The 18008-nt window shown below is 71.1% G+C and carries 11 protein-coding genes; 4 read left to right on the forward strand and 7 right to left on the reverse strand.

Annotation, left to right across the window (positions count from 1 at the left end):
- The 7 genes from JAO81_RS39065 to JAO81_RS39095 all read right to left on the reverse strand — a co-directional run.
- Nucleotides 1–1812, reverse strand: a 1812-nt coding sequence (locus tag JAO81_RS39065) for a condensation domain-containing protein (protein WP_199552757.1), incomplete at its 3' end; no start/stop codon positions are given.
- Between the two features lie 11 nt (nucleotides 1813–1823).
- Complete coding sequence (locus JAO81_RS39070) at nucleotides 1824–9596, reverse strand: non-ribosomal peptide synthetase (protein ID WP_199552758.1); 7773 nt, start codon at nucleotides 9594–9596, stop codon at nucleotides 1824–1826.
- A 42-nt stretch (nucleotides 9597–9638) separates the two neighbouring features.
- Nucleotides 9639–10826, reverse strand: a complete 1188-nt coding sequence (locus tag JAO81_RS39075; protein ID WP_199552759.1) for an NAD(P)/FAD-dependent oxidoreductase — start codon at nucleotides 10824–10826, stop codon at nucleotides 9639–9641.
- Between the two features lie 56 nt (nucleotides 10827–10882).
- On the reverse strand, nucleotides 10883–11110 hold the full coding sequence (locus JAO81_RS39080; protein WP_165329990.1) for an acyl carrier protein: 228 nt from the start codon (nucleotides 11108–11110) through the stop codon (nucleotides 10883–10885).
- A gap of 35 nt (nucleotides 11111–11145) precedes the next feature.
- Nucleotides 11146–12732, reverse strand: a complete 1587-nt coding sequence (locus JAO81_RS39085) for an amino acid adenylation domain-containing protein (RefSeq protein WP_199552760.1) — start codon at nucleotides 12730–12732, stop codon at nucleotides 11146–11148.
- 211 nt (nucleotides 12733–12943) lie between these two features.
- Nucleotides 12944–13558, reverse strand: a complete 615-nt coding sequence (locus tag JAO81_RS39090) for an LmbU family transcriptional regulator (RefSeq protein ID WP_199552761.1) — start codon at nucleotides 13556–13558, stop codon at nucleotides 12944–12946.
- A 125-nt stretch (nucleotides 13559–13683) separates the two neighbouring features.
- The gene (locus JAO81_RS39095) at nucleotides 13684–13899 is read right to left on the reverse strand and encodes an MbtH family protein (RefSeq protein ID WP_199552762.1); all 216 of its coding nucleotides are present in this window, start codon (nucleotides 13897–13899) and stop codon (nucleotides 13684–13686) included.
- A 362-nt stretch (nucleotides 13900–14261) separates the two neighbouring features.
- Here JAO81_RS39095 and JAO81_RS39100 point away from each other — a divergent pair, with 362 nt between their 5' ends.
- The 4 genes from JAO81_RS39100 to JAO81_RS39115 form a co-directional block, all read left to right on the forward strand.
- Nucleotides 14262–15020: a thioesterase II family protein gene (locus tag JAO81_RS39100; RefSeq protein ID WP_199552763.1), complete on the forward strand. Its 759-nt coding sequence runs from the start codon at nucleotides 14262–14264 to the stop codon at nucleotides 15018–15020.
- Between the two features lie 140 nt (nucleotides 15021–15160).
- Nucleotides 15161–16372 (forward strand): serine hydrolase, encoded by a 1212-nt coding sequence (locus JAO81_RS39105; protein ID WP_199552764.1) that lies wholly within the window; start codon nucleotides 15161–15163, stop codon nucleotides 16370–16372.
- An 88-nt stretch (nucleotides 16373–16460) separates the two neighbouring features.
- Nucleotides 16461–17489, forward strand: a complete 1029-nt coding sequence (gene argC, locus JAO81_RS39110; protein ID WP_199552765.1) for an N-acetyl-gamma-glutamyl-phosphate reductase — start codon at nucleotides 16461–16463, stop codon at nucleotides 17487–17489.
- The coding region (locus tag JAO81_RS39115; RefSeq protein ID WP_199552766.1) for a bifunctional ornithine acetyltransferase/N-acetylglutamate synthase at nucleotides 17486–18008 on the forward strand (523 nt) is incomplete at its 3' end. The genes argC and JAO81_RS39115, both read left to right, overlap by 4 nt.

An 18008-nucleotide genomic window follows, 5' to 3' on the forward strand; every position in this document is an offset into this window, starting at 1 on the left:
GCGGGGGCCGGGCCCTGGGGGTGCGCCGGTGACGCCGGGGCCGCGGAGTTCGAGGTCCGGCTGCAGTACGTCGAGGTGGAGCACGGGCGGGCGGCAGCCGTCGACGGCCTGGGCCGTCGCGAGGTCCGTGAGGACGAGCGCCGGGTTCGCCGTGCTCAGCAGCAGATCCACCCGTGCGGCCGGGTATTCGGGGTCGATCGGCAGATACGCGCCGCCCGCCTTCAGCACCGCGAGGAGCGCGACGGGAAGGTCGGCCGTGCGGGGCAGCGCCACCGCCACCAAGGTGTCCGGACCGACACCCTGCTCACGCAACACGGCCGCGAGACGGCCGGCGCGAGCCTCCAGCTCCCCGTACGAGAGCGTGGTCCGCCCCGAAACGACCGCTGTCGCCTCGGGGGTGCGGGCGGCCTGCGCGGACACCAACTCGGGCACGGTCGCGGCCTGGACCGGCACCGCCGTGTTGTTGAGCAGCGCGAGCCGGCTTCGCTCCTCGTCGCTGAGCACATCCACGCCGCCGATCCGCTTGCCCGGATCGGCTGCCACCTGGCTCAGCACGCGGACGAACCGGTCCACGAGCGCTTCGGCCGTGGAGTGGTCGAACAGCTCCGTCGCGTACTCGAGACGCCCGTACGCCCGCCCGGAGGTGTCCGGCACGATGTTGAAGAACAGATCGAACTTCGCCGTGTCCGTGCCCAGGGGCAACGGCGTGACCGTGAGCCCGGGCAGCTCGATGGGCGACCAGCCGAACTGCCACGCCAGCATCACCTGGAACAGGGGCTGGTAGGCGGTGGTGCGGTCCGGGCTGAGCAGCTCGACCAGGTGCTCGAAGGGCACGTCCTGGTTGTCGTACGCGCCGAGCGCCCGCTCCCGCACCTGGTCCAGGAGCTCGTCGAACGTCGGGTTCCGCGACAGATCGACCCGCAGCACCCACGTGTTCGCGAAGAACCCGACGAGCTCCTCCAGCTGCTCGTCGGCGCGCCCTTCGATCGGACTGCCGATCGTCAGATCGTTGCCCGCACCGAGATGGTGAAGCAGGACCGCAAGGACCGCCTGGGCAACCATCGGCGCCGTCGCACCGTGAGCAGAAGCGAGCCTGCCGATTCCACTGACCAGCTCCGGCGCCAGCTCCAAGTCGACATACCCGCCTCGATGGCTCGCCGACGTGGGCCGCGGCCGGTCCAGCGGCAACTGCACCGGCTGCGGTACGCCCGCCAACTCTCCACGCCAGTACGCCAGTTGCTCAGACGCCACACTGTCCGGGTCACCCTCGTCACCGAGCATGTCGCGCTGCCACACCGAGTAGTCCTTGTACTGCACCGCCAACGGCACGAAATCAGGGGCATCACCCTGCCGCCTGGCGTCGTACGCGGTGATCAGATCGGTGAGGAACGGCGCCATCGACGCACCGTCGGCAGCCGTGTGATGGAACACGAACGCCACCACATGCTCCCGGGGAGCCGTGCGAAACAGCGTGGCCCGCAGGGGAAGGTCCTTGTCGAGTTCGAACCCTGTGGCCACGAAGACGCGCAGCGCCGCGTCCACCGCGTCCGCGCTCACATCGACCACCCGCATCGGGACAGAGGCCTCGGCGGCGGGCACGACCACCTGGTGCGGTGTGCCGTCCTCGCTCTCGACGAGCAGCGTGCGCAGGCTCTCGTGCCGGGTGACGACATCCGCCACCGCCGCGGCCAGCGCCCCGGTGTCCAGCGGACCTTCGAGACGCAGTGCGAAGGGAATGTTGTACGTCGCCGACGGCCCCTCCAATCGGTCCAGGAACCACAACCGGCGCTGAGCGAAGGACAACGGGATCATCGAGCTACTCCTCATCCGTTCATCTGCCGCAGCTGGAGGCGGTTCGACTTGCCCGACTTCTCGACCCGGGCCGCCAGGTCGGCGACGGTCGGGCTGCGGAACACGGTCGTGACCTTCACGTCGACTTTCAGCTCGCTGCGGATGCGGCCGACGAGCCGCGTGGCGAGCAGCGAGTGGCCGCCGTTGTCGAAGAAGTCGGCGTCGATGCCGATGCGGTCCAGGCCGAGCAGCTCGGCGAAGAGACGGCACAGGACTTCCTCGTTGTGGTTGCGCGGGCCGCGCCCGGTGTCCGCCTCGGGACGGTCCGGTGCGGGCAGCGCGCCCCGGTCGAGCTTTCCGCTGGGGGTCTGCGGGAACGCGGCGAGCGGCACGACGGCCGAGGGCACCATGTATTCCGGCAGGTGCTCGCGGGCCAGTGCGGTGAGGGCCGCGACGTCCACGTCGGCGGGGTCGGGCAGGGCCGGCCCGGGCACCACGTAGGCGACGATCCGCTGGTCGTCGGCGCGGTCCTCCCGCACCACGGCGACCGCGCTGTCGACCTGCGGGTGCTTGGCCAGGACCTGTTCGATCTCGCCGAGTTCGATACGGAAGCCGCGGACCTTGACCTGGAAGTCGGTCCGGCCGAGGTACTCGACCTGGCCGTCCTTGGTCCACTTCACCAGGTCGCCCGTGCGGTACATGCGCGCGCCCGGTTCGCCGTACGGGTTGGCCACGAAGCGGCCCGCGGTGAGACCGGTCTGCCCGAGATAGCCACGGGCCAGCTGCACGCCCGCGAGGTACAACTCCCCCGCCACCCCAGGAGCCACCGGACGCAGCGCCGCATCCAGTACGTACACCTGGGTGTTCCACACCGGGGCACCGATCGGCACCCGGTCCTCACCCGGCACGTGCTCCCAGGCGGTTACCTCCACCGCCGCCTCGGTCGGCCCGTAGAGATTGTTGACGGAGCAGGAGGGGAGCAACGCACTGACACGGTTGGCGAGTTGCGGCGGGAAGGCTTCGCCCGCGACCTCGATCCAGCGCAGGCTGGTGCATCCCTTCGCCGACGGCTCTGCCACGAACGCTTCGAGCAGCGACGGTACGAAGTCCGCTCCCGTCACTCCCTCGCGCTGGATCAGGTCCGCGAGATACGCGGGGTCGCGGCGGCCGTCCGGTCGCGCGATCACCATGGCCGCGCCCACCTGCAAGGGCGCGAAGATTTCCGGCACCGATACGTCGAAGCTCGCCGTCGTGCTCAACAGCACCCGGTCCTCGACGCCGACGGAGAAGTGCGAAAGACCCCACGCGAGGCGGTTCATGATGGCCCGGTGCGCCACCGGCACACCCTTCGGACCACCCGTCGAACCCGACGTGAAGATGGCATAGGCGGCGTTGTCCGGCGTCAACTCACGTATGGGGTTCGACTCCTGGAAGCCGGAGACATCCGGCAGGTCGGCGTCGAGTACGAGCAGTGGCTTGGCGCTGGCGAGCACGTGCCGGACCCGGTCCTCCGGCAGCTCCGGGTCGATCGGCACATACGCGGCCCCCGCCTTGACCACCGCATAGATCGCCACCAGCAGATCCACCGACCGCGGAATCTTCACCGCCACCAGCGACTCGGGCCCCGCACCCTGCTCGATCAGCCAATGCGCCAGCCGGTTCGCCCGCCGGTTGAACTCCCCGTACGACAACCGCTCCCGCTCACCGATGAGTGCGAGGGCATCCGGCGTCCGCGCCACCTGCGCCTCGAACGCCGACGGCAACGTGCCGACCTCCACCGGCCGCGCGGTGTCGTTCACCCCCCGCACCAGCCAATCCCGCTCCTTCTCCCCCAGCACCTCGACCGAGCCGACCGGGGCCGACGGGTCTTCGAGGATCTGCTCCAGGACCCGGACGAGCCGGCCGGCCACGGTCTCGGCCGCCTCGTGCTCGTAGATGTTCTTCTGGTAGTCGAGGGAGAGCCGCAGGTAGGGGTCGGAGGAGTTGAGGGTGAGGGGGTAGTGCGAGCCCGCGAAGGGGCGGATGGCGTCGATGGAGATGCCGGCCGAGTCGTTGGCGTCGACGATGCCCTCGCGGTCGACGGGGTAGTTCTCGAAGACGACGATGGTGTCGAACAGGGCGGGCAGTCCGGTGCCGCGCTGGATGTCGGCCAGGCCGTAGTAGTGGTGGTCGATCAGGCTGATCTGCCGGTTCTGCAGATCGGTGACGACCTCGGCCAGTGTACTTGCGGGCAGGCAACGCGCCCGCGTGGGCAGCGAGTTGATGAACAGGCCGACCATCTCGTCGCTGCCGGTCACCTCCGCCGGGCGGCCGTTGACGGCCGCGCCGAACACCACGTCCTGCTGCCCGGTGAGCTTGGAGATCACGATGGCCCAGGCGCCCTGCAGCAGAGTGTTGAGGGTGACACCGAGTTCGGCCGCGCGCCGGGCGAGTTCGCGACCCTTGTCGATCGACAAGGGGACCTCGACGCGGCCGAGCGAGGCGGCTTCACCCTTCGACGGCAGGCCCGCGGCGACGAGGGTGGGCTCGTCGAACCCTTCCAGTTCGGCCTTCCAGCGGGCGGCCGAGGCCGCGCGGTCCTGGCGGGTCAGCCAGGCCAGGTAGTCGCCGTAGGAGCGGACGGGGGCGAGCTCGCCGGCTTCCGCGTACAGGCTGATGAGGTCCTTGATGACCAGCGGCGAGGACCAGCCGTCGAAGAGCGTGTGGTGCGCGGTGAGGATCAGTTTGGACGTGTCCGGCCCGCAGGTGAGCAGGGCGAGGCGGAGCAACGGGGGCCGGACGGGGTCGAGTTGGTCGGCGCGGTCGGCGGCGAGGGCCGCGTCGAGCGCGGCATCTTGGTCGGCCGCGGTCTGTCCGGTCAGGTCGAGGTGGCGCCAGGGCAGGTCGACGTGTTCGGCGACGACCTGGACCGGCTCGCCGTCGGCGGTGGTGACGAACGCGGAGCGCAGGTTCGGGTACCGCTCAAGGAGGGCCTGGCCGGCCGCGCGCATGCGCTCCGGGACGACAGGGCCGGACAGATGGAGCACGAACTGCATGTGGTAGACGTCGAAGGCGCCGTCGGCGAGCGCGGCCTGGAACTGGATGCCCAGCTGGCCCGGTGCCTGCGGCCACACCTCGACCAGGCGGCCGTAGCGCTCCTCCCAGGTCTCGATGTCGCTCTGACGCACCCTGACGAGGGGGGCGTCCGAGGGGGTGAGCCCGCCGGCCCGGCCGCTCGCGGCGTGCGCGGCCATGCCGCGCAGCACCACGACCCACAGGTCGGCGAGTTCGGCGGTCCGCTCGCGGGACAGCACTCCGCTCGCGCACATGAACGCGGCCTGCAGCCGGGTGCCTTCGGGGCTGTCGGTGGCGACCGAGTTGACCTCGAGGGCGGACAGCGCGGGCAGGTCCGGGTCGGGTTCGGCGATCAGCTCGGCGGACCAGGACGAGGGGCCCCAGCCGTCGGTGCGCAGATGCTCGGGCACGTCGGCCTCGGAGATCCGGCCGAGGTAGTTGAAGCCGATCTGCGGCACCGGCAGCTCAGCGAGCTGTTCGGCGGTGTCGGCGTTGAGGTGGCGCAGCAGCCCGTAGCCGAAACCCTTGTCCGGGGCTTCGCGCAGCTGCTCCTTGACCCGCTTGATCGCCTCGCCGGCCGCGGCGCCGCCGGCCAGCACGTCGGCCGTCGACAGGCCCCGCACATCGACGCGCGCCGGGTACATGGTGGTGAACCAGCCCACGGTGCGGGAGAGATCGGCGCCGGGAACAGCGTCCTCCTCACGGCCGTGTCCCTCGAGACGGACGAGCGCGGCACTCTCGGACCCGCGCCACCAGTCGAGCGCGAGGGCCAGGGCGGCGAGCAGCACGTCGGTGCCGGTGCTCTTGTAGGCGGCGGGCAGCTTGGTCAGGACCGCTTCGGTCACGTCGGCGGGCAGCTGCACCCGGACGGTCTCGACGGTGGACCAGGTGTCGAGGGCGGGGTCGAAGAGGCGGGCGCCGAGCGGGGCGTCGGCTCCGGGTGATTCCAACAGGTCCCGCCAGTAGGCGAGTTCGGCCTCGCGCGTGGGGTTATGGGCCTCGTCCTCGAGGGCGGCGGCCCAGCGGCGGGCCGAGGTGCCGACGGCGGCGAGCTCGGGCCTTGCGCCCTCGCGGACCCGCTGCCAGGCCTCGGCGAAGTCGGACATGAGGATCCGCCAGGAGACGCCGTCGACCACCAGGTGGTGAAGGACCACGAGCAGCCGGCCCGCGCCCGACGGCGGGGCGAACCAGACGAAGTCCGCCATGGTGCCGGCCTCGGGGTCGAGGCGGCCGGTCGCGTCGTACAGCTCGGCCTTCGCCAGAGCCAGTGCGGACGGCTCGTCCCAGCGGCCGTCGCAGTCGACCCGGGTGATGAGGCCGGCGGCCCGTACGCTGCCCGGTTCGGCGATGAGCAGGGAGGGCTCGTCGCCGGGGACGAGGCGGGAGCGCAGCAGGTCGTGCCGGTCCAGGACGGCGTCCAGGGTGGCGGCGAGGCCGTCCGCGTCGAGGGCGGCGGGCAGTTCGAGGACCATCGACATGGCGAACCGGTTCGTGCCGCCGCCCTGCCCGAACACATGCTGGGCCACCGGCTGCAGTGGCATCGCCCCGACGCCGCCGCTCTCGTCCTCCGCGAGGACCGGGGCGCGGTCCTTGCGGTCGGAGGCCACCTCGGCGAGGCGGGCGGCCGTACGGCATTCGAAGATCTCCCGGGTGGAGACCTCAAGGCCCCGGGCGCGGGTGCGGGCCACCACCTGGATGGAGCGCAGGCTGTCGCCGCCCACCGCGAAGAAGTCGTCGTCGACGCCGACCCGGTCCACGCCGAGGACGTCCGCGTACGCCGCGGTGATGATCAGTTCGGCTTCGGTGCGCGGCTCCCGGTAGGCCTCGCCGTGGAATTCCGGTTCGGGCAGGGCCGAGCGGTCCAGCTTGCCGGTGGGGCCGAGCGGCAGCTTGCCGAGGGCCACGAAGGCGGACGGCACCATGTAGTCGGGCAGGCGGGCGGCGACGTACTTGCGCAGTTCGGCGGAGGACGCGCCGGCGAGCACGTCCACGTCGCCGATGCCGCCGGCGCCGTCGTCGCCGACGGCTCCCTCGCCCGTGTGCACCACGGAGGCGAGGGGCCGCTTGCCGCCCCAGGGGGCCTCGCGGCTGATCACGACCGCCTCGCTGATGCCGGGGTGGGCAGTGATGGCCGCCTCGACCTCGGCGGTCTCGATACGGAAGCCGCGCACCTTGACCTGGCCGTCGCCGCGGCCGACGCACTCCAGCTCACCGCCGGGGGTCCAGCGGGCCAGGTCGCCGGTGCGGTACATCCGCTCACCGGCCGGTCCGAAGGGGCTGGGCACATAGCGTTCGGCGGTCAGGGCCGGGCGGCCGTGATAGCCGCGGCCCAGGCAGCCGCCCGCCACGTACAGCTCACCGACGACTCCGCGCGGCACCGGCACGAGCCCTGGGCCCAGGACGTAGGCGCGCATGTTCCCGAGCGGGGTGCCGATGGGGGCGACATCGCCGTCGTCGAAGGCGTCGCCGGCGCCGAGGGTGAAGGTGGTGGCGTAGAAACTCTCGCTCTGCCCGTACGAGTTGACGATCCGCGCCTGTGGCAGGGCTTCGCGCAGGCGGCGCACCAGACGGCCCGGGAGCACGTCGCCGGCGAGGACGACGGTGCGCAGGTGGGGCGCCTTGTCCAGGTGTCCGACCAGTTCACCGAGCACGGAGGGGACGCCGCTGACGATCTGGCCGTCCCAGCCGTCGCGTTCGGCCAGGGCCAGCGCGTTGGGCACGAGCTCGGCGGTGCCGCCGGTGGTGAGGGTGGTGAGCAGCTCGAAGACGGAGACATCGAAGTTGACCGAGGTGGCGGCGAGCATGCGCCAGCCGGGCGGCACGTCGAGGACGCGGGTCAGCTCCTGTACGCCGCCCACGACGTTGCGGTGGGTGATCGAGGCGCCCTTGGGCTTGCCGGTGGAGCCGGAGGTGTACATCACGTACGCGAGGTTGTCCGGGGCGAGCGGCGCGGTGCGGGTGGTGTCGTCCGGGGCTCCGGCGGGTGTCTGCCAGTCGGCGCGCCGGTCGAGCAGGACGCAGTCGACGTCGTTGTCGGGCGTCTGCTGCCAGGTCGCGGTGTCCGTGACGGCGAACCGCGGCGCCGCCTCCGACAGCACGCTGTGGGCGCGTCCGCCGAGGTACTGGGGGTCCAACGGTACGTATCCGGCACCGGACTTGAGGATGCCGAGCAGTGCGGCCACCAAGTCCTCGGTGCGCGGCAGGGCGAGCACCACGAGGTCCTCGGGGCCGGCGCCGCGCCGGATCAGCTCCCAGGCGACGGCGTTGGCCCGGTCGTCGAGTTCGCGGTAGGTCAGCACCCGGCCGTCGCATTCGAGCGCGGGAGCGTCCGGCGAGGCGGCGACCTGGCGTTCGAAGGCCTCCGGGATCGTCAGCCCGTCGTCCGCGGACGCGGCGCTGTCGAAGCGGTGCACCAGTGCGTCGCGCTCGGTGTCGTCGAGGACGTCGACGGCGGTGATCGCCACCTGCGGGTCGGCCACGACCTGGGTGAGGACGCGGACGAACCGGTCGGCGAGCGCGGTGGCCGTCGACCGGTCGAACAGGCTGCTCGCGTACTCCAGACGGCAGCGGGCCCCGCCCTCGCTGAGCGGGACCAGGTCGAAGAACAGGTCGAACTTCGCGGTCTGCGTCTCCAGGCGCCGCACCTCGACCCCGAGGCCGGGCAGCGACAGCGGAGGCACGGGCGGCTGCCAGGAGAGCATGACCTGGAAGAACGGGTTGTACGCGGTGGAGCGGTCCGGATTGAGCAGTTCCACGAGCCGCTCGAAGGGCATGTCCTGGTTGTCGTACGCGGCCAGGGACTTCTCCCGTACCTGCGCGAGCAGCTCCCGGAAGGCGGGGCGCCCGCTCAGGTCGACGCGCAGCACCCAGGTGTTGACGAAGAAGCCGACGAGGTCGCGCAGGTCCTCGTCGGTGCGGTCGGTGATCGGGGCGCCGATGGAGACGTCCTCGCCGCAGCCGAGCTGGTGAAGAAGCACCGCGAGCGCGGAGTGCATGACCATCGAGACGGTGGTCTCCAGCTCGGCGGCGAGCTGTTCCACGCCCTTCAGCAGCTCGGGCGTGATGGCGAAGGGGATCCGGTCGCCCTCGGCGCTCATCACCCGCGGGCGCGGGCGGTCGGCCGGCAGGGCCAGCGGCTGCGGAAGACCCGCCAAAGCATCGCGCCAGTACGCGAGTTGGCGTGCCGAGACGCTCTCGGGGTCGGACTCGTCGCCCAGGACGTCGCGCTGCCACAGCGTGTAGTCCGCGTACTGCACCGGCAGTTGCTCCCACTCCGGTGCCCGGCCCTCGCCGCGGGCCGCGTACGCGTCGGTCAGGTCCCGGAACAGCGGCCCGAACGACTCGCCGTCCACCGCGATGTGGTGGGCGACGACGACCAGGGTGTGGTCGGTGGGCGAGGAACGGAGCAGCCGGGCCCGGATGGGCGCGTCCGCGGCCAGGTCGAAGGTCGCGGTGGCGGTCGCTTCCACGGCCGCCGCCACTTCCCCGTCCACGACGTCGGCGACGGGCAGCTCGAAGGACTGCTCCCCCGGCCCGAGCACCCGCTGGAAGGGCGTACCGTCGTCGCCCTCGATGATCACCGTGCGCAGCACCTCGTGCCGGTCGACGACGTCACGCAGCGCCGCCTGCAGCGCCCCCACGTTGAGTTCACCGGTCAGCCGCAGGGCGAACGCGCCGTTGTAGGTCGGCGAAGGGCCCTCGAACCGGTCCACGAACCACAGCCGACGCTGGGCGAACGACAACGGGATCATTGTTTCTCCAAATCGGCGAAAACCTGGGGGCTGAGGCGTGCTTCAGTTCATGTCGAGCAGGTCGAGGAGCTCGTCGTTGTAGAAGTCGTCGATGGAGCAGGCGCCCGACAGCGTGGAGAAGTACCGGTCGATGTGCTCCTGGTGGCCGACCAGCTTCTGCAGCATGTCGACGCGCCCCTGGGGCTTGAGCTCGGCCACGTTGAGCGCGCCCTGGTAGTGGCTGAGAGCCTCGCCGCTCAGGTTGTTCTCGTAGGCCCGCAGGGCGGAGGCGAGCGCGGCGTCGTCGTGCAGCTTGTCGCCGATGTTGTCGGTCAGCGTCTGGGCCTGGACGAAGGCCTCGGTGATGCCGCGGGCCGTGATCGAGTCCTTGTGGTTGACCGCGTCGCCCACGAGCACCCAGCCGGGCCCGTACGCCTTGCGGAAGTAGTTCTCCTGGTGGCCGGTGCCGTACAGCTGCTCGACGCGCTCGCCCGACTGCATCCGCTCGAAGAGCTCGGGCGCCGTGGAGCGGAAGGTCTCCAGGTAGAAGGGCTCGACGCCCTTGCGGACGTCGTTGTACTCGTCCTGTGGGAAGTACGTCATGAGCAGCGTGAGGTCGTCGTTGGTGGGGATGACGCCGATCCAGCGGCCGGGGCGCTCGTACAGCTCGAAGTGCGTGGGCACGTTCGCCCAGTAGCTGTAATACGTGCAGGTCACCCTGGGGTGCTCGATGACGTTCTGCGCACCCGTCTTGCGGGCCACCAGCGAGCGCATGCCGTCGGCGCCGACGACGAGCCGCGCGCGTGCGGTGGTCTCGGTGCCCGCGGGCGTCGTGTACTTCACGCCGACGACGCGGTCGTCCTCCCACAGCAGGTCCTTGACGGCAGAGCTCTCCTGGAAGTCCACGCCGGCTTCGACCGCTCCTTCGGCGAGCAGCGGGTCGAGTACGTAACGGCGGGGCGCATAGGTGTAGTTCAGGCCTTCGAGCGGCAGCGAGAAGCCTTCGACGCGGACGCCCGGACCTTCGTAACTCTGCTTGGTGATCTTGCGACAGCCGGCGCGCTCGAGCTTGTCGAGCAGGCCCCAGCGGCTGAGCAGGGACATCCCCTGCATGTGGATGTAGTGCGAGGACAGGGTGTCCTGCGGGAACTTCGCCTTCTCCAGGAGCAGGACCCGATAGCCCTGCCGCGCAAACAGCATGGCGGTCGGCGAACCCGCACAACGGGCACCGATGACAATGACGTCGTACATGGCGCGCCTCTCTAACCAGGTAGTTTCTTGACGCAGCGCGGCTGCGGCGAAGGCCTTCAGGCCGTGGGGCAGAGGGATTCGATGTAGGCGGAGATCGACGCCACCGTCGGGTGGAGGAACATCTGGTCCATCGGGACCTCGACGTCCAGCTCCTCCATGAAGGCACCCTGGATCTTCACCATGATCAGGGACTGGCCGCCCAGGGCGAAGAAGTCGTCGTCGGGCGCGATGTCGTCGCGCCCCAGTTCCCGGCACCAGATGGCGCGCACACGGTCGGCTGTCATCGGTTTCCTTTCGGGGTCGTCGTCGGATCCGGTCGCTATGCGGCCGTGCTGCTGTGGGCGTAGGACTTCTCGAGGGCCGCGACCAGCGCCGGGCGGTCGACTTTCCCGTGCGGGCTCAAGGGGAGCCGGAGCACGTTCACGAACCGGGCGGGGACCATGTTCCGCGGCAGGGTGCGCAGCAGTCGGGTGCGTACCTCGTCCTCGGTGAGCTCCTCACGCGTGGGCACGATGAACGCGGTGAGCTCGGCGTCGCCCGCGGGGGTGTGCACGACGGCGACGGCGGCCTCGCGGATGCCGGCGAGCCGGCCGAGCGCGCGCTCGATGTCGGTGGGGTCGATGCGCATACCGCGCACCTTGACCTGCGCGTCCATCCGTCCGGCGACGATCAGTTCACCGGACTCGGTCACGAAGCCGCGGTCGCCCGTGCGGTAGAGCCGCACAGCTGCACCGTCGACCTCGACCGTCTTGAACTTCGCGTTCTCGGGGCCCGCGGCGCCCAGGTAGCCCGCGCCGACGCCGGCCCCGGCGATGCAGATCTCTCCGTGCTCCCCCGCCCCGACCGGGCGCAGTTCCTCGTCGAGGAGGTGGATGTCCGTGTTGTACGCGGGCAGGCCGACCGGCGGGATCTCATGATCCGCGCGCCAGTAGTCGGCCAGGTCGTAGGAGGTGGCGACGTCGGTGCACTCGGCGACGCCGTACTGGTGCAGCAGCGTGCAGGTGTTGCCCTCGCGCCGTGCCCAGCCGGCGAGCCGTTCGGCCTTCAGCGCTTCGCCGCCGAACAGGATGTAGTCGAGCCGGGAGAGCGCGTCGCCGCTGCGGGCCCGCTCCCAGTCCACCAGGACGTACAGGATGCTGGAGGCGCAGTGCACCACCCGGACGTCGTGATCCTTCAGGACGCGATAGGCCATCATCGCGTCGAAGTTGCGGCTGGCGAGGAGGTGCTGGGTGGCGCCGCAGAACAGCGGTGTCATCAGGGCCCGTTGGGACAGGTCGAAGCCGAAGGCGCTGACGACCAGGTTGTGCGAGGCGTTGTCGAGGCCGTACTCGAGCTGCAGCCAGTTCATGAGGTTGAACCAGCCCTCGTGCCGTACGGCGGTGAGCTTCGGTGTGCCGGTGGAGCCGGAGGTGAACACGGCGTAGCACAGGTCGTCACCGGTGACCTCGACGGCGGGGGAAGTCGCCGGCAGGCCGTCCAGCTCCTGCGCGATCCGGTCCAGGTCGACGAGGTCGGCCTTCGCCGAGCCCACCATCTCCGCCGTGGCCGGGGAGGCCACGATCAGGGCCAGGTCAGGGACCTGGCCCAGCAGCAACTCGAGACGCTCCGCCGGGTAGGCCGGGTCGAACGGCACGTAGGCCGCGCCCGCCTTGATCGTGCCGAGGATGGCGACGAGCAGGTCGACGGTGTAGTCGAGGCAGATGCCGACCAAGGCGCCGCGGCCGTGCCCGCGCGCGATCAGGAAGTGGGCGAACTGGTTCGCGCGCGCGTCCAGTTCCGCGTAGGTCACCTGCCTGCCGGCCCGGACGACGGCGACGGCATCCGGTGCCGCCGCCACGTTCGCCTCGAACCGGTGGTGAACGACAGGCTTCGGGGGCAGGGCGACCCGCTTTCCCTCAAGGATCATCAGCTGACTCCGTTGTGAAGACGGTCCGGTGGGCGGGCCGCCGGCTCGCCCCGGGGAGGAGGGGCGGGCCGGCTGGTCGGGGGGTGGTGCGCCTTGCGCGTACTGCCCGGATTCGCCCAGGCAGGCGGGCACGCGCCACTGTGTCCGGGTGTCCTGGCGTCCCGGTGGACGGCGCGGCGTTGCCGCATCCGAGCAGCGCGGCGGACACGGCCTAGGTCATCGGTGTCTCGAAGGTCTCGAGCACCCGGGCCACCCACTTGTCCAGCGGCAGTCCGTGTGCGGCGGCGGCCTTCGAGCAGTGCTCGAGTTGTCGGGCCGAGAGGTCGACGGTGATCTGGGCTGCCGGCTCCTGATCGGCCGGCCGCGGTGCCTGCTGTTCCTCGCTGTCGGGGAGCGCCTGGGTCTCGTCGCTCTGTGCGGCGAGGGCGGCTCGGACCGCCCGGCGTAGTTCGTTGCGTGACCACTTGTGCTGTTCGGCCTTGCGGAGCCAGTAGTCCTGCTCCGGCGGAGCCAGCCGGGTCACCTCGGCGTGGTGGGCGAAGCTGAGGGCGTCGCGTCTGCGGTGGTGCTCGAACCGCCGGGCCACCCACGCGTAGTTGCGCAGGGTCTGGTAGTCGAGCCCGGTGCGCTCGATCGCCTCCTTGTAGCGCCGCCAGCCGTAGGTGGCCTCGCCGTAGAGCAGCCAGTCGGCGAGCCACCAGGCCGAGGAGTTGGCAAGCTCACGGAGGTTGGCCCCGATCTGCTCCCAGGACCGCTCCGGCAGGTTCTCCGGAAAGGTCATCCCCGACTTCTGCACCGTGGCGGGCGTTCCGGCGAGGGAGGGCATGATCTGGTGCTGCGCCGCCGGCTCAGCGCCTCGCGCCGACGTCGCCCGGTGTGCGCCCGTGGTCCGCGCAGCGCCCGTCACCTGATTCACCCGCCTCTCGGATCACCTTGCCGAAGACCGTGGTGTCAGCCCGCCGCCATCGCCTCGCGCAGGCTCTTGGGACGCAGATCGGTCCAGTTCTGCTCCACGTACTCGAGGCACTCGGCGCGCGACGCCTCACCGAAGACGGTGCGCCAGCCGGCGGGCACCTCGGCGAACACCGGCCACAAGGAGTGCTGCTCCTCGTCGTTGACCACGACGTAGAAGCGACCGTCCGTGTCGTCAAAAGGGTTCGTGCTCAACTGGGGCACCGTCCTTGTCCGTCATGGGGCACTCATGGGTCACTCGCGATGCACCATCGCCGTGCCGGGGGCTTCGTCGCCCCGGGACGGTCCACCGGACGCCCGTCCGGTCGACAGGACATCCGGCGCCGTGGGCGGCCCGGCGATGCCCCGTCACCGTAGGAAGCGGTCCGGCGGCGCGCCAAGCGCGGTCCTCTTCAGGCGCCCGTGGCGCTCGCCACGGCTCGGATCCTCTGTACCGCACCGCTCGCGGTGTGCCACGATGCCGCGTTCACCGATCGGTCGCCCTTGCCCGAAGGGCCGTTGCCGCGCCGCCGTGGCGAGGGTCGCGGCTGAGCCCGCCCCACCGAGGGAGACGAACGATGGTGCCGTCACCACAACCCCTGCGTCTGTTCGTCCTGCACCACGCGGGCGGCTCCCATGTGACCTACCGCCACTGGCCCGCGGCGCTGCCCGGCCACTGGGACGTGACGCTGCTCGACGCCCCGGGCCGTGGCCGGCATATCGGCGCGCAGCCGCTCGACGACGCGGGCCGGCTCGCGGACTTCCTGCTGGGCGAGATCGAGCCCGAACTACCGGTCCCCTACGCCCTGTTCGGGCACAGCATGGGCGCCCTGATGGCGTACGAGATCGCCCGCCGGGCCACGGACAGGGGCCTGCCCGTCCCGGTGTGGCTGGGTGTCTCGGCCCGCCCGGCGCCCATGGCATCGCCCGCGCAGGTCCGGTCGCCGGGATGGCACGCGCTGCCGGACGCCGAGCTGCGCACCCGGCTGCAACAGCTCGGCGGTACGCCGGACGGGATCCTCGACGATCCGTCCCTGTGGGCGCTGTACTCCCCGGTGATCCGGGCCGATCTGCGCGTGGTGGAGAGTTGGCGCCCGGCGCCCGGCGCCGGGCCGCTGCCCACCGCGCTGTCCGCCTACGCGGGCCGCGACGACTTCGCGGTCTCCCCGCTGATGGCCGGCTGGGAATCGCACGCCGAGCACTTCCTGGGGCAGCTGACCTTCGACGGCGGCCACTTCTACTTTCTGGACGACCCCGCACCGCTGCTGCGCAGCATCGAGCGGGACGCGGAAACTGCGCTGCGGATCCTGAAGGACCGGTCAACTGCCGTGCAATAGCGGCGAGTTGAGTACACCGCCGGCAACGCCCGATGGCCGGATCGCGCTGTTCGCGCGGAAGAACGTCTGCCTACGCTGCCGCCCACGAACCGTACAAGTGCGGATCAAGCCACGTACGGCTGACGCTGAGGAGCGGGGCAATGACGATTCCGATACGCAGATCAAGAACCGGTGCGGGCGCTGTGGCGGCGCTGCTGCTCACGGCCGCGACGCTGACCGGGACGGCGCACGCCGCGCAGGACACTCCCGCGGCCGGCGCTTCCGGGGCCAGCACCTCCGACGCGGCCCCCGGACACCAGGCCACCCTCAACGCGCTGCAGGCCGCCGTGCAGGCCGGCGTCCCGGGGGCCGTCGCGGAGATTCGGGACGGGAACGGGACGTGGCGGGCCGCAGTCGGTGTGGGAAACCGCCAGACAGGCCAGTCACGCAACCTGAACGACCGGTTCCGCATCGGCGGGCTCACCAACACCTTCGTGGCGACGGTCCTGCTGCAGATGGAAGCGGAGGGCAGACTCAGCCTTGACGACACGGTGCAGCACCATCTGCCCGGGGTGGTCACGGGCAACGGCAACGACGGCAGCAAGATCACCGTACGGCAGCTGCTCAACCACACCACCGGCCTGTACGACTACCTCGCCGACCCGACGTACTACGAGACGTACACCTTGGGCGACGGCTTCCTGCGGCACCGCTACGACACCCTGACGCCGCAACAGCGCCTGCGGGTGGCCTTCGCCCACCCGCCGAGCTTCCCGGCCGGATCGCGGCACTCGTTCTCGCACACCAACGACCTGCTGGCCGCCCTGGTCGTCGAGGCCGTCGGCAGCACGTACGAGGAGGAGGTGCGCCGCCGCGTCATCGCGCCCCTCGGACTGACGGCGACGTCCCACCCGGGCACCGGCACCGCGCTGCCCAAGCCCAGCAGCCGCCACTACTCGAAACTCTTCTACGGCACCCAGCCGGACCGGATCGACGACGTCACCGCGCTCAACGGTTCGCAGAACTGGGGCGACGGCGACATGATCTCCAGCGCCGCCGACCTGAACCGGTTCTACGGGGCCTTGATGGGCGGAAAGCTCCTGCCGGCGCGGCAGCTGGCGGAACTGAAGGCGGCGGTCGTCAACCCCGACTTCCCGAGCTCGTCCTACGGCTTGGGCGTAGAGCGGCTCACGATGAGCTGCGGCACGGACGTCTGGTACCACGACGGGGGCGTGGTGGGATCGCTGACCGTCAGCGCCTTCACCGAGGACGGCCGCCGCGCGCTCACCTTCAACTACAACGGCGACTGGGAGTTTTCCCAGCTCCTGGCCACCATGAGCGCCGAGTTCTGCCCCGCCTCCACCACCCACTGAGGCGAGACGCGAGCGGCTGCGGGTAGGACGGGCACAGGGCGCGTCGACCACGCGCACCCACACGTCATCTGCTGATCAGGAGAGCTCTATGACTATGCGGGTAGCCGTAGCCGGGGCCACCGGTTACGCGGGAGGTGAACTCCTGCGCCTGCTCCTCGGCCACCCCGAGGTGGAGATCGGCGCCCTGACCGGGCACTCCAGCGCGGGACAGGCGCTGGGCGGCCTGCAGCCGCACCTGGCCGAACTGGCCGACCGGGTGGTGGAACCCACCACCGCTTCGGCCCTCGCGGGCCACGATGTCGTCTTCCTCGCCCTGCCCCACGGGCAATCGGCCGAGCTGGCCGCCCAGTTGGGCGAGGAGACGCTCATCGTGGACTGCGGCGCCGACTTCCGCCTCGCGGACGCGGCCGACTGGGAGACGTTCTACGGCTCGGCGCACGCCGGCACCTGGCCGTACGGGCTGCCCGAACTCCCCCATGCCCGATCCCAGTTGGCGGGCACCCGACGGATCGCGGTGCCGGGTTGCTACCCGACCGCCGTGACGCTCGCCCTCTTTCCCGCCTACGCCGCGGGCCTCGCCGAACCCGAGGCGGTGATCGTCGCGGCGTCCGGCACCTCCGGCGCGGGCCGAACCCAACGGGCGGATCTGCTCGGCGCCGAAGTCATGGGTTCCATGCGGCCCTACGCAGTGGGCGGCGAACACCGCCACACACCCGAGATGGTGCAGAACCTCAGCGCCGTCGCGGGCCACCGCGTCGCCGTGTCCTTCACCCCGACGCTGGCCCCGATGCCGCGCGGCATCCTCGCCACCTGCTCGGCCCTGGCACGCCCGGGCGCCACGGCCGACGGGGTACGCGCCGCGTACGAGAAGGCCTTTGCCGACGAGGTGTTCGTCCGGCTGCTCCCCGAGGGCCAGTGGCCGAACACCGCGGCCGTGTGCGGGTCCAACAGCGCCCAGGTACAGGTGGCGCTCGACACCTCGACCGGCCGGATCGTCGCGATCAGCGCCATCGACAATCTGACCAAGGGCACCGCCGGAGGCGCCGTGCAGAGCATGAACGCCGCCCTCGGCCTGCCCGAGCCCATGGGGCTTTCCACGATCGGAGTGGCACCGTGAGCGTCACCGCAGCGCGAGGTTTCACCGCGGCCGGCATCGCCGCGGGCATCAAGGAGAACGGCAGCCGTGACCTGGCCGTCGTCGTCAACCACGGGCCGAGCCATGCCGCGGCGGGCGTCTTCACGTCCAACCGCGTCCAGGCGGCGCCCGTCCACTGGTCACGGCAGGTTCTCGCGGACGGGAAGGTCCGCGCGGTCGTGATCAACTCCGGTGGCGCCAACGCCTGCACCGGCCCCAAGGGGATCGAGGACACCTACGCCACCGCCGAGAAGACGGCCGGGCTGCTGGACGTCGACACCGAGGACGTGGCGATCTGCTCCACCGGACTCATCGGAGTGCTGCTGCCCCTCGGACGTATCCTGGCCGGCCTCGAGACCGCGGTGGGCCGGCTGTCCGCGTCGGGCGGCGAGGACGCGTCCCGCGCCATCATGACCACCGACTCGGTGCCCAAGACCGCGGTCGTCGGCAAGGACGGCTGGACCGTCGGCGGGATGGCGAAGGGCGCCGGAATGCTCGCGC

The organism is Streptomyces sp. N35, assembly GCF_016464295.1.
GTDB lineage: Bacteria > Actinomycetota > Actinomycetes > Streptomycetales > Streptomycetaceae > Streptomyces.